This window comes from Paenibacillus sp. FSL H8-0548 (assembly GCF_038630985.1).
Lineage (GTDB): Bacteria > Bacillota > Bacilli > Paenibacillales > Paenibacillaceae > Pristimantibacillus.
In genome coordinates, this window is sequence record NZ_CP152049.1 from 4,017,640 (window position 1) to 4,030,451 (window position 12,812).

The 12,812-nt window shown below is 40.6% G+C and carries 16 protein-coding genes; 5 read left to right on the forward strand and 11 right to left on the reverse strand.

Annotated elements, in window-relative coordinates; translation table 11 throughout:
• Nucleotides 1-8: 8 nt before the first annotated feature.
• The 7 genes from MHI37_RS17130 to MHI37_RS17160 all read right to left on the reverse strand — a co-directional run bounded on the left by MHI37_RS17130 (nucleotide 9) and on the right by MHI37_RS17160 (nucleotide 6,485).
• Nucleotides 9-1,301: a DUF4179 domain-containing protein gene (locus MHI37_RS17130; protein WP_076336894.1), complete on the reverse strand. Its 1,293-nt coding sequence runs from the start codon at nucleotides 1,299-1,301 to the stop codon at nucleotides 9-11.
• Nucleotides 1,294-1,839 carry a sigma-70 family RNA polymerase sigma factor gene (locus tag MHI37_RS17135; protein ID WP_076336895.1) on the reverse strand — a complete coding sequence of 182 codons (546 nt, stop codon included), beginning with the start codon at nucleotides 1,837-1,839 and terminating at the stop codon, nucleotides 1,294-1,296. Before MHI37_RS17135 ends, MHI37_RS17130 begins: the two co-directional genes overlap by 8 nt.
• Before the next feature lie 107 nt (nucleotides 1,840-1,946).
• Nucleotides 1,947-2,732: a glycosyltransferase gene (locus tag MHI37_RS17140; protein WP_256710519.1), complete on the reverse strand. Its 786-nt coding sequence runs from the start codon at nucleotides 2,730-2,732 to the stop codon at nucleotides 1,947-1,949.
• A 332-nt stretch (nucleotides 2,733-3,064) separates the two neighbouring features.
• Complete coding sequence (locus tag MHI37_RS17145; RefSeq protein ID WP_076336897.1) at nucleotides 3,065-3,886, reverse strand: DUF6492 family protein; 822 nt, start codon at nucleotides 3,884-3,886, stop codon at nucleotides 3,065-3,067.
• A gap of 142 nt (nucleotides 3,887-4,028) precedes the next feature.
• Nucleotides 4,029-4,892: a hypothetical protein gene (locus tag MHI37_RS17150; protein WP_076336898.1), complete on the reverse strand. Its 864-nt coding sequence runs from the start codon at nucleotides 4,890-4,892 to the stop codon at nucleotides 4,029-4,031.
• 144 nt (nucleotides 4,893-5,036) lie between these two features.
• Entirely contained in the window at nucleotides 5,037-5,540 is a 504-nt protein-coding gene (locus MHI37_RS17155) for an MgtC/SapB family protein (RefSeq protein WP_144023681.1), read from the reverse strand.
• A 303-nt stretch (nucleotides 5,541-5,843) separates the two neighbouring features.
• Complete coding sequence (locus MHI37_RS17160; protein WP_076336899.1) at nucleotides 5,844-6,485, reverse strand: FMN-dependent NADH-azoreductase; 642 nt, start codon at nucleotides 6,483-6,485, stop codon at nucleotides 5,844-5,846.
• Nucleotides 6,486-6,681: 196 nt separating this feature from the next.
• Here MHI37_RS17160 and yjcZ point away from each other — a divergent pair, with 196 nt between their 5' ends.
• From yjcZ to MHI37_RS17175, 3 genes are all read left to right on the forward strand, one after another.
• Nucleotides 6,682-6,792, forward strand: a complete 111-nt coding sequence (gene yjcZ / locus MHI37_RS17165) for a sporulation protein YjcZ (protein ID WP_083676254.1) — start codon at nucleotides 6,682-6,684, stop codon at nucleotides 6,790-6,792.
• A gap of 92 nt (nucleotides 6,793-6,884) precedes the next feature.
• On the forward strand, nucleotides 6,885-7,004 hold the full coding sequence (locus MHI37_RS17170) for a sporulation protein YjcZ (RefSeq protein WP_083676255.1): 120 nt from the start codon (nucleotides 6,885-6,887) through the stop codon (nucleotides 7,002-7,004).
• 263 nt (nucleotides 7,005-7,267) lie between these two features.
• A complete protein-coding gene (locus MHI37_RS17175; RefSeq protein ID WP_076336900.1) occupies nucleotides 7,268-7,561 on the forward strand; it encodes a hypothetical protein in 294 nt (97 codons plus the stop codon).
• Between the two features lie 96 nt (nucleotides 7,562-7,657).
• On the opposite strand, the gene MHI37_RS17180 is transcribed toward MHI37_RS17175, so the two are convergent.
• A complete protein-coding gene (locus MHI37_RS17180; RefSeq protein ID WP_076336901.1) occupies nucleotides 7,658-8,566 on the reverse strand; it encodes a hypothetical protein in 909 nt (302 codons plus the stop codon).
• 182 nt (nucleotides 8,567-8,748) lie between these two features.
• Nucleotides 8,749-9,357 (reverse strand): acyl-CoA thioesterase, encoded by a 609-nt coding sequence (locus MHI37_RS17185; RefSeq protein WP_256710520.1) that lies wholly within the window; start codon nucleotides 9,355-9,357, stop codon nucleotides 8,749-8,751.
• Between the two features lie 170 nt (nucleotides 9,358-9,527).
• Between MHI37_RS17185 and MHI37_RS17190 the strand changes: the two genes are divergently transcribed.
• Nucleotides 9,528-10,424, forward strand: a complete 897-nt coding sequence (locus MHI37_RS17190) for a LysR family transcriptional regulator (RefSeq protein WP_179090209.1) — start codon at nucleotides 9,528-9,530, stop codon at nucleotides 10,422-10,424.
• Here the strand turns inward: MHI37_RS17190 and MHI37_RS17195 are convergent.
• Nucleotides 10,416-11,003: an LrgB family protein gene (locus MHI37_RS17195; protein ID WP_076336904.1), complete on the reverse strand. Its 588-nt coding sequence runs from the start codon at nucleotides 11,001-11,003 to the stop codon at nucleotides 10,416-10,418. The two genes, MHI37_RS17190 and MHI37_RS17195, sit on opposite strands and share 9 nt — an antisense overlap.
• 57 nt (nucleotides 11,004-11,060) lie before the next feature.
• Here MHI37_RS17195 and MHI37_RS17200 point away from each other — a divergent pair, with 57 nt between their 5' ends.
• Nucleotides 11,061-11,714, forward strand: a complete 654-nt coding sequence (locus MHI37_RS17200; protein ID WP_083676256.1) for a LysR substrate-binding domain-containing protein — start codon at nucleotides 11,061-11,063, stop codon at nucleotides 11,712-11,714.
• Between the two features lie 27 nt (nucleotides 11,715-11,741).
• Here the strand turns inward: MHI37_RS17200 and MHI37_RS17205 are convergent, their stop codons facing one another.
• Entirely contained in the window at nucleotides 11,742-12,656 is a 915-nt protein-coding gene (locus MHI37_RS17205) for a sensor domain-containing diguanylate cyclase (RefSeq protein WP_179090210.1), read from the reverse strand.
• Between the last annotated feature and the right edge of the window lie 156 nt (nucleotides 12,657-12,812).

Below are 12,812 nucleotides of genomic sequence, written 5' to 3' on the forward strand. Positions count from 1 at the left end.
ATGTGCCCTTAATCTGAAACAGGGATCTCAATCACCCCATTGTATTCGGACATATAGTGCATCCCTTCGATTAGAAGATATTCCGGCTCATTTATCGTGTCAAATAACAGTGTACGTTCCTTCAGCCATCTGCCATCTGCTTGCATCGTAGAGTTTTGATTTACTGTCGTTTTCAACGGAGTAATCCCCGCTTGCGAATCAATAGATACGCCTTCCAGCCTCACATCTTCATCTGTGACGATCGTTACTTCAACTCCGTCTGCTGTCGTTGATACATCCTTCACCCTTAACTCTTTCCCATTAAGACTAATCGCTTCATCACCAAAGGATGCTAATGAAATCTTTTCTTCTAGCTTTTGATATCCAGCAAACTCTTTTATGACGAGCTCTAACTTATCCAGCTGTTCTGGCAATGAATCGAAGTGAATATAAAATTCAGTTCCACCAAAAGAAGATTGAGTGCCGCTTCCTAAATATGCTATTGGATGTCCATTGGCCTTTAATTCTATTCCACCTAACGCATTATCAACTTTATAAAGGTTCTCTACATTCAGCTTTCCATTGATTACTGTCATCATCGGCGTAGCCGTTATTGATTGGAATGTAATCGTGCCTTTATTGACTTTAAATTTCTTATTTATCGACTGTTTAATCTCTGTTTGCATCGCTTTATTGGGATCATAGGGAAAAGAAACCGTGCTTTCTTTTCTTACACCATTCTGGAAGGATTGCCAGAAGTGCAGCGTTAATTCTTTTGAAAAAGGACTAACATTATCAAACGACATCGAACCTTTAATCTCCGTTTGATTTTCATTCATGACTGACATGCCGCTTCTGGTGCTTGATTTCGTCAAAAAGCCAGTTATGTTTCTAGGACTAAAAAAACCACCATAATGATCATCTAGTCCATTTGGATTGTTTAAAGTGTAATACATTACCAGCTGATTCGCATCCGACATTATACCGTTAATGATAAGTTCTGTCCCATCTTCCAGCTTCGTCGTTTTTTCTACCATTTGTCCCATGCCTTTATCGTTCAATTGCTTTAACGTTCCCTCAATTAAATCATCAAAACCAAATAGCTGTTTTCCATAATAGGCAAAAGCATTGTAATTATTTCCGGATACAACTAAAGCAAATACAATAACTGCTGCGATCTTCCAAATTGGTGCGATTCGTTTCTTTCTTTTCGGAGCAGCCGCATTTAGAGCATCTCTTAATCTCATTTCCAGCTCTTCTGGTGCTGTTATAGACTCCATAAGCTGTTTCTCTTCAACTAATCTCTTCTCGACGTTATTCATCCACATCACCCCTATAATGATCTCTTAGCCTTTTCAATCCTTCAAATATTCTTGATTTTACGGTCCCAATTGAGACCTTAGTAATGTCAGCTATGGATTGGTAATCGAGATCATGAAAATATTTTAATTGTATCGCTTCTTTTTGATGCTCATTTATATGTAATAACAAAGCTTGAATGTCCATCTGTTGATCACTGCTGCAATATGGATCGTTAGTCGAAGCATGACCTAATTCCTTCTCATTGGTCTCATCCCAATCTTCTACTAACACCAGCTTTTTCTGCTTAAGAAGCAAGCTCTTACAACTATTTACCAAAATAGTCTTGCTCCAGCTGTAAAAGAACTCCTCCTTCCTGAGCTGATCAATCTTCTCATACACACTAACAATCATTTCCTCCATCGCATCCATTGCATCATGCTTATTTCCCATATAGGTGAAAGCAAGCTTATAATAGGCATCTTTTTCAGACATAATTAATTGAAGCAATGCTTCTTTATTTCCTTTCTTCGCTTTTTTCACCAAACGAATGACATCCATGCTTTCACCTCTCTCCCCTATAAGAGTATTGAGCTTGGTAAAAAGTTCATTTTAGCAGAAAATCAAATAGCCCACATCTTATTACCAAGTTGAGGGCTATTCAACACCTATTTCTTAATCCTAATTACTTTTTCTATCGCTTTCTTTAATGCATAGCCCGCACGGTTCCACGAAAGCTTTAGCGCGTCATGCCTCCCCCGCCTTCCTTTCATCTTGCACAAGTGAGGATTTTCATATGCTTTTCTCATCTGCCTTCGCAAGCTTACAAGACTCGGTTCTGCCCACAACTGCCCTTTTTCGGAGAACAATTGACGGAATTTCCGAGAAATAGATGATTTTCTGTTCATACTCATGATCGGGGGCTGCAATTGATATTGAACTAGGAACGAATTATATTTGGTTAAGAAGTCCATATGTCCACCCCAACCTGTAGCAATGACAGGGACACCGCTGGCCAGCGATTCTAGAAATGGCAAGCCAACGCCTTCTCCTCGTGTAGGAAGAACAAAGGCATGCCCCTGCGCATAAATGCGACGTAAACGGTTAGCATTTAAACGTCGAGTAATGATTTGAATGGGAGCGGTACTCTTGCTGATGTTCAAACTAGCTTTGTAGGCTTGTATTCGGCTGCGAATCCAGGGTTCATTTTCCCGGGAGCCATATCCGTTTGTTTTGATGATAAGACGAACATTATCGTTTGAAGAAAACTCCTCCCAATATGCTCTTAGCAAGGCTTCGGGATTTTTCCGGTGCTGAAATCCGAAAATAGATATAAAAGTAAATGTTTTATTCGATTTTTTTGAAGGCCATATTTTATTTTTAGGAGTAAACTTACGGGCATGCACGCCATGAGGAGCGATGATGATAGGAATTCTAATTCCGCTATTTCGCATAGCTTGCTTGTTATGGAGTGAAGGGACGCATACGGCATCGGCTTGATTGATCGGAGTACGCCAACGCTTAGGAATACGGGTCGTCTCCCAGACGGTATTGATTATAATCGTCTTGAAATGCTTCCTTTCCCTTCGTATGTTAAGCGTATTAGGGGCGTAATGATATATGAGCACGTTGCGCTTCTTTGAATATCTGGTCATTCGGCTTCTTTTGGTTCCGACCGCAGTACTCACCCCCTGCCGCCTTAATGCACGTACGTATTCTCTACTTGCAATTCCAAGACCAGAGGCTGACTTCAATGGCCCCTTCCATACCACTCGATAGGCGCTCGTCACTGACTCTTCATTCCTTGTTTTCGTACATAGCCTTTACGTTTATGAAATGAGATCGACCTATATCTTTGCGAGAGCACCTTAATTTTTTTCTTTGAAACCTGACCAATATTAGTATTTAACCCTTTATTCAATGCTTTCTTCAGAACTACTCCGCTGGGGTTATTGGAATATAGAAAATTGCCATACGTTTCGAATTCAGAAAAAGCGAATTGCTTCGATTTGTCCATCTTTCTTAAGATCGCAGAATACCAGCTTGATTGATGATTCGCTGAAATTTTTCTTTTTAGCTGTGCCAGCTTCGCCTTATTAATGAGCATGTAGTGGGTAACAAATGAGGTTGGTGCGGAAGCTTTTTTCCCTAGAAGTCTTCTGTACGTTTTGAAGTACTCAGGCTGGCTCCAATTGCGACAATAAAACACGGTCTTATTACCTGCTTTAAAAACATGAGGACGTATCAATACCGTATCAGCATCAATGACCAGGAAGTAATCGGAGCTGCACAACGTATCCCCGCTCATTTTCAACAATTGCTGAAACAGCCAACCGGATCTTTCCCATTTCTTAGTGCCGTAATGAATGTCTTTTTTGGTAATCGGAAGTACCGTGTTTTCATCGACAAATCTACAATTTTTTCTTCTGCAAAGCTCGATCATTTTTTTTCGCTTCGGAGCAACGATCAGTATTTGGCCAATTGGATGCTTCACTTGTTTTCTGGCGGCATCAATAACGTAAGGAAGTGTCTCTAAATCTTTCTCAATAGCTGGTATTAGAATATCTATTCTTTTTCTGCTAGATTGGCCCTTTATTACAGGAGGCATACCTTCAACTCCATTTTCAAGATGATTTGAATTATGATATGCCAGTATGGAACAAAAGAAATGGGCATCTATCTGTAAGAAAAATTCTGATCATTTATTTCTTTTCTATTACGTATTAACTACCACCGGCAACGCCGATTGCTTATTGCTCTAACTCATCAATTCCTGAGCATATCGCAGCCTTTGCCCATATTGGATTAGCATAGCCCGCTGGAGCATTCAAGTAAGGCAGCCAAGCATCATCATAGCCAGCAGCTTTCTTTACTGAAGCACAAGCATTTTCCATGCTATTTCCTTCTACCCATTCGCCATCAAAAATGAAATTATACTCTTTGTATGAGGCAGCTTTCATAACTGCTGCTTCTGTATAGTACTGCAAAGCCCGATCTGAGTGACCATGAACCTCCGACCATAGACCGTCTATAAACCGATGATATGGGGTTGACGCGGCTGCAAATACTCGGTCAATTCGCTTAATCATATCACCCTGGATCTTGTAAGTATCTGTATATTCCCGTTGCCATGGACCAGCACCAACAGAGCCAATTAACCCTCCGGTGAGTATCAATTTCCCGTCCTGAATTTCTGTATTGGACACGTTTGCGATTTCTACACCATTTTCCAACATATTCAGCTTTTCATCTGACCAGGTAGAAATGGTATATGTCGCAATAGTAGTGTGTGCACCGCTGTTAAATGAAACCCACACCACTTCAGGTCTGCCGTCACCGGTAAGATCCTCTACAGCTTTCACATCTGCCCTGCCGAAGCTTTCATCCGGAAAATCAAAGCTCTGAATATCGAATTCCCCATTCCTAAAGGCGATATATATTCCGTAAGCCACACGATGCTCGAACTTTCCTGATTGCTTATCTACTACATTCTCACGTAAAACGGTAACCCACTCTTCGGAAACCCCATCCTGATCAAAGTCCGCCTTCAAGACATTTATCGTTTCATTCCTATTGTCATAACCTGCTGTCTTGGATTCAAGCCACTCTGTCATATTACCTACAGGTTCACTTTGCTTACTGAGCTCCAGATTAATCTTGTGAATGATTCACACTCAACACAAAGAGAGATAGACAGCCTTTTTCAAGGAGTCTATCTCTCGGATGGAGAGCTATGAAGTGATCAGTAACCATTAAGCTCAAAGCGATAAATCAATATCATCCTTCGCTTGTGCCTTGTCATGCTCCCGTTTCTCGATCCAGCCACCAAGCCGGATGAAGAAGAATGCTGTAATGATCGTGAAAATAACTATGCCGTAAAAGCCCGCGCCAATTCCAATACCAACTCCACCAGCAAACAGAATCATCGCAGCCGAGGTTAAGCCTTTTACTTCAAATCCTGTTTTCATAATAAGCCCCGCACCAAGAAAGCCTAGGCCAGACACAATTTGAGCTGTTAAGCGCATCGGGTCCATCATGGTATTGTCGTACAATTGACCGTATACTCCCACGCTTTCAATCGAAATAATCGTGATAAGGGCCGAAGCAACCGTAACAAACGTATAGGTTTTTACGCCAGCAGGCTTGTTTTTGTGTGTTCTATCGAACCCTATTAATAATCCTAGAAAAGCACTGATAAAAACTCGGAAATAAATTTCATAATCAAAAAAGAATCCCGATAAAAATGACATAATATGCTGCATTACTATCCTTCCTTACATCTTTATTCTCTGTTTTTTGCATTCTCTTCATCCAATACTACATGAAATAGGCTCAGAAGTGAAATCAATAACTGTAGATGGCACAATTTGGGTCAATAATAAAAAACGTTCATCAAGTAAGGTTTCTACTTAATGAACGTTCTCTATATTGAATCAAGATACTATTAGAGCCAAGGTGAAACGGTTGTCGCCATCCTTATGGCGGTGGCGCGTTTCATTCCGGAGAAATATAGGCGGAGTATAAATGTGAAACTTATACATTCTTATATTTTATAAAAATATTAATTAAGCAGGTTGATATGCAAGGTTTTTTGCAAGCTCAGTCACTTTAACCAAACCTTCTTCGATAATAGCAGCTGCTTTGTCAGGCATTGCGTTGTGACCTTCAATAATAACTTCACCAATGATTTCCATACCGAATACACCGCCAAATACGTTGCGCATATAATTAACGGACATTTCCATTGGTGCAGCTTCAGGGCTTGAATAAACACCGCCGCGTGCATTTAGGAATACCGCTTTTTTATCAGTCATTAATTGAAGCATATTGCCTTGTGCATCATATTTAAATGCAAAACCTGCAGCGTAAACATAATCAACGAATGTTTGCAGTTTTGCTGGAATAGTCAAGTTCCAAAGCGGGAATGCAAATACAACTACATCTGTTGCAGTTAAAGCATCCATTGCTTTTTGTTTTGCAGCTAGAAGACGTTGTTCACCGTCTGTAAGCTCGCCGCCACTTTGAAGTTTACCAAATGCGCTGAATAGCTCTTGGCTTAGGTAAGGCATATCTTCTTCAAAAATATCGTACGTAGTTACGTTAAGGTTTTTTGCATCTTTTACAGCTTCCATAAATGTTTCGTACATTCTGCTTGATACGCCTTCTGCTGCTGGACGGTTGTTTGCTTTGATGACTAATACGTTCATGTTAATATTCCTCCGATGTGTTTTATAAATATTGTTTTGATCACTCTACTTTGTTTAGTATACATAGTTTTTAAAGTAACTGCAACTTCATTTCAAATGACATTTATAAAATGCATACGGTACAAATATCCAATCGCTGCTAGCACCCTCCGCATACTATACATGGTACACAAGAAACACGGGAGGTGAATGTCTCATGTCAGGATTAGTCGGTGGTGCAAACCATAGTATTGGCTTCATTCTCGTACTTTTCATTTTGCTCGTTATTATCTCATGCAGCTGCGGTATTTTCGGTGGCGGCTACTAATAATTTAAATTTATTTTCTCAATGACATATAGTCATTCACAGTAAAAGATGACGCTCATATGTATTTAATACGTAAGGAGGTTAGATGAACGATGTCCGGATTTGTTGGCGGTGCTTTCACAAATACTGGGACTATTTTAGTTCTTTTCATTTTATTGGTTATTATTGCGTGCAGCTGTGGGATTGTTGGCGGCAGCGGTAAAGGCTACTGAGCAATGTGAAACGGCTGTCGCTATCTTTATGGCGGTGGCGCGTTTCAATAACCTCCTCTACAAAAAAAAGCCCATTCGATGGGCTTTTTTTTGTCATTTCTTCCGCTTCAATGCCATTTCCGCAAAATTCGTCAAATGTTCCTATAAACTGCGACGAGCATCTGACAACCTTTTTCTTTAATATAAGCTATTCTTGATTTGTCCCTATGCAAGAGAATACTTAGATATTCCAATTATTTTCTAAAAGAAAGAGGAGATCAAACATGCTGATAAAAAAGAAAACGGACATTACGTTTATTTTAGAAAACTTTAACGATCTAGCACAATGGGATGCCATAGGAAATAAATATTATTTTGTATTCTCCGATCGCAAGCGCGGTGGCCAGTGGACTTTAATGAGCTATGGTGAGGATCGCTACAGCATACATGGACTTGGAGAAGCGTATATGGATGAGTCTGAGTTTTTCTTTGAGAAGGAGAGCCAAATTCACTCTTTTCTGTGGGAAAATCGTTCTGCTTTCAACGCCGCATTAAAGCCTTCCTCCATGTGCAGTTAATTTACGTTAGTATACTATCCTATATTTCAAAAAAACACATAAAAATGTGTTTTTTTGTTGTCATTCCCGTAGGAACTGATTTATCAATCAGCCATATTACAAGCTTATCCCTTTATAGCTTATTTTCTGCTGCAGCATTGCTGCCAGATCCTCTGCTTTATCCCATACGAATGGACGTATCGGATGAGATTGAATAGAAAGCTGATCAATTGAGCTTCGTTTGATCGTCCATGTAACAGGCATATTTTTACTAATCGCGTAGCCTGCTGCAAAATAAACCTCCGGTGAATGATTCGTTAGATCCGCAATAATGAAATTGCCATCCAAAATCTGCTCGATGGAATGATTATTATGGGTGCCCCATTTCGTCTGACAAAACAATTTTGGAATATAACCGCACTGCTCCATTTTAGGAAAAACAACCTCTTCCCATTCATTTCGCAAGTCAACATCCTCAGCTAGCAAAATAAAGCAATCCTTCGCCTTACCTCCGCCAATACTAGCAGCAGCTTCGCTCCAGCCTTTTTCCGTTAGCTTGAAGTTCATTCCTTCTCGGATGATCAGTCGAGCTTCCTTTAGCTTCTCAATAATATAAACAAGCTCCTGCAGATTAGGAGAATAAGTTAAGTTGTAGCTTTGAGATAGCGGGTGAATAAGGACCGGCTCACCTGGTCCTTCCGAATGTCTGTATAAATATTGCAGCAATCGAGCTTCCTTCTGTTCAATCGTTATAGGAATGGTAGGCGAATTGCCAATCTCCACTAGCTTCTCTGTTGATAACGCGACAACCTCGCCTAGCTCTGAGCGCTCTCGTATATATGCCGATACAATCGGAAATTGTTTACTCTTGGCTAAATAGGAGAAAGCGTTAATCGCAGCATAGCTTTCACTTTCCAGGCGATAAGAGCCTTTAGGTGCGCAATGACAGCCCAAGTACAGATCATAGCCGCTTTCTTCTTCAAATGGTACAATCTCCGAGCAAAACAAACATCGTTTTTTTTCCATTATCGATAACCCCCAATACGTATAGCATTCGCTAATCTTAACGAATATTAGGGCGATACAGTCATTAATAATTTTTAATGCGCATGGTATTAATTACCGTTTGTAGTTATTTTTCTTAAAATGCTGTGATGAGATGGATATTATCTATAAACGAATCCACAATAACAGAAATAGCTAACTCCCTACCACTCCGAAACCCATGCGGATTCATATCCTTTATTTAACAAATTCAGAGATGACGCTGGAGTCTTCGATTCCATAAATGCATATTCCGTTCCCATAAAATTAGCAAAATGCTTGCTTTCCTGACGACGAATCCTCCGTGCTTCTTTCCGTTCAGGCGCTGTTTGAAATAACAGCCGCTCTTCCGCAGTTTCTGCTAATACGCCTGGAACAGTCGTTGGTTTGTCATCCTCGCCGAGTGCTACGAAGGTTAAGAATGAAGTAGCACATACCTTGCGACCGCCCGTCAGCAAATCCTCTGTTACTACTCGTACAAACACCTCCATCGAGGTTTTGTGGGACCAAGTAACGAAAGCAGATAAGCTTACAGCATCACCCTTTTTAACGGGATGCAGGAAGTCAACAGAATCGGTCGAAGCTGTTACAACAGGACGACGTGAATGCTTAGTTGCAGCGATCGTTGCTACATCATCTATATAGGCCATAAGCTTGCCTCCAAAAATCGTTCCGTGATGATTGGTATCTGGAGGCAATACGATTGATTCTTTAATTGTCAGTGAAGCGGACGCTGGTCTTGATGATAATGGTATATTAAGCTTTTCCATCATTTTCATGGTACACCTTTTTTCTTCATAAATTTTTGATACTCATAAGTTTACACCCGTACAACCTATAGGTAAAATACATATATCGAATAGTTTTCATTCCTTTTCACTATACTTCCTTTGTATACAGCACCCGCGTTGATTACTGCAAGCACCTTAAAGGAGCTCATCTGATGGACTTAAAACATTTAAATTATTTTGTTGCTGTAGCAGAAGCCGGAAGCTTCACGCTTGCAGCACGCAAGCTGCATATCACACAGCCTTCTTTATCCAAAATGGTACGTCTGCTTGAGGAAGATTTAGGTGTACAGCTCATTGACCGGTCCTCAAAGCAAATTGAGCTCACTGATGCTGGTATGACTATTCTTCGTTCAGCGAAGCAAATCATACAGTCCTTCGAGCATATGTCGAGTGAATTGGAGGAGGTTGTATCCTTAAAGAAAGGAACGCTTCGTCTTGGCATTCCACCTATGGTTGGAAGTTATTTCTTACCTGCTATTATTGAGAAATTTTTAACTAGCTTTCCACACATCAAGCTGCAAGTAATCGAACAAGGAGGCAAAAGCTTAGAGCAGGATTTATTGCAAGGGGAGCTTGATTTCAGCATGGTTATTCTTCCCGTAAAGGATATCGAGAAGTATCATATTTTTCCCTGCATTAATGAAAACTTGCGACTAGTTGTTCATTCCAATCATCGACTCGCTTCATGCTCATCCATTGCAATGAAACAACTGGCAGATGAATCTTTTATTATGTTCCGTAAAGATTTCACTATTCATCACCTCATTGCTGAGCAGTGCGAGGCAGCGGGCTTTGAACCGAGGATCGTATTTGAGAGCTCCCAGTGGGATTTTATGACAGAAATGGTTGCTGCTCGGTATGGCATAACTCTTTTGCCTGAAGGGATATGCAAGCAGCTCGACACGGAGCGTTTTACAACGATCCCCATCATTCAACCTGAAATCCCTTGGAAATTATCGATGATATGGCGCAAAGACAAATATCTTTCGTTCGCCTCCCGTGAATGGATTCGAATGATTGAATCAGAGCTCGAACCATTCTTACCATAATCCCATGAGCCATGGCGTCGCGAGCAGCGTGACGAATGCGGTTACCATCATAGCGATGCTAGCGACTGATCCCGTGACCGCATCATATTCGAGCGCTTTACTAATTCCAGCAGAATGTGCACTCGTTCCAAATAATATGCCGCGAGCTACTGCACTTTTAATACCAAACCATTTTATAATAAGCGGACCTGCTATTAAGCCGATCAATCCGGTTATGAGCGTGGCGACTGCCGTTATCGTCGGAACTCCTCCGATGGAGCCAGAGATGGATACCGCGATCGGGGTTGTAGCGGATCGCGGCGCAAGACTTTCAATCACTTCGGTATCTAGCCCGAATAAATAAGCAGCGCCGACTGAAGTAATAATAGCGATTACTGCGCCTGCCGTAACGCTGATCGCAATAACCCAAACGTTTTTCCGCAAAATATCCATATGTCGATATAAAGTGATTGCAAGCGCAATCGTAGCTGGCTCTACTAGCAGCGGTGTCAAATAAACCTTAGGAAATAAGCCATAAAGCCTTTTTGCTGCCAAATAAATGACAACTGTGATTATTAACCACAAAGCAGCTTGAATCATCGCACGTCACCCTCTCGCTTTCTTGTCATACGCTGACTCAATATTCCAGCTAGAATCATGACAAGAACTGTAAAGAAAGGCAGTATCCGTATTGGGCTCCCGCCTATGGCAGGCTCCAGCTTTTTCCCAAGTGTTATTAAGAGCTTTCAGGATCAATATCCTGGAATTTCGATTAAGCTAATGGAGTATGGAGCCAAAAAAGTAGAAGAGCATGTCTCACAAGGATTGTTGGATGTAGGAGTTGTATTGTGGCCAATCGATAACGATGTTTTTGATTCATTCCAGCTCGTGGAAGACCACATGAGAGTTGTTATGCATCCTTCGCACCCGCTTGCTGCAAGCAAGCAAATCAGCCTAAACGAGCTATCAAGCGAGCGGTTCATATTGTTTAATAGTGAATTTGCACTTCATGATCGAATTATAGACGAATGCCAAACGATAGGCTTCATTCCCCACATCGTATATGAAAGTTCGCAATGGGATTTTATCGGAAAAATGGTCGCTGAAAACCTCGGCATTGCCATGCTCCCTGCTCGCATCTGTCAATTGCTTGATTCAGGAGAGGTGTGTACAGCAGCGCTATGCGAGCCCATTATCCCTTGGCGGCTTGCCATGGTATGGAAACGCTCTGGCTATCTCTCTTTAGCGACCAGAGAATGGATTGCTTTTAATAAGCAGCGGTTTGCACAAAAAGAAGAACAGCTTGATTAGCAAAGCTGTTCTTCTTTTTGTCTTTATTCAGTTAACTCCACGATTTACCCGTTTTTCAGGCTTTTTATTTTTATCTATATAACATAAATAGTTGTTCTTTCCGTTCTTTTTCACCTCATACATTGCTTTATCAGCGTTTCTCATAAGCTCAATTGTATCCTTGCCATGGTCTGGGTATACCGCAATACCGATGCTGGCCGTGACCGTATATTCCTTCCTATTGAAATGAATTGGCATTTGAATCAGCTTAATAATCCGCTTCGCTAGCTCAGCTATATCATCATATTCATTTACATTATTTAAGATAACGGTAAGCTCGTCGCCGCCAAAACGTGAAACCTCCACCTGTTCATCGTTAATATTTTCAAGTAATCGGTTGCCAATTTCCTTCAACACGAGATCACCATAATAATGTCCAAGCTTATCATTAATCCGTTTAAAACCATCAATATCAATCATCATGAGTACAAAAGATTTATTTTCGTTCGAACATACTGCTAACGACTGTTCAAAATCTTTATTAAATTTATGGCGGTTAGGTAAGCCTGTCAATTCATCATAAAAGGCTAGTTTATATAAATTTTCAGTGGCACGCTTCTCTTCGGTTATATTTCTTGCTATAAAATAGCTGCCGATTTGCTTTCCATCTTCGGTATAAGGAATTTGAGAAACTGACAATTCAACACGGTTGCCTTTCTGATGAATGATCGCCGTGTCAAAGCTGGTTATTCCATGGGCGATTACCCGAAGAATAGTTCGGCGCTCATCTGCAGCAATACTTTTGAGCATAAAAAATAATGGCTGTTTATTTAATTGGTTATGGGTATAGCCCGTTAGTGTGCTAAATGCAAAATTACTTCCAATGATTTGACAAGTTTTATCTACAAGCAGCACACCATCACGATTATTCTCAAAGAGGGCCTGATGCCCTGTTTTCTTCATATGATCATCCTGTTTAATAACAAAGCTCCGTTTTAAAGATAACATTCTGAGAATTTCACATTCCTTTCATAGGTTTTAAGTCGTAGTCTCTTCATTATAAATATCTCTTTTGAAATTTTTTTGAAACTTCGTCTTAAAGTTACTTAAAAACTGTAT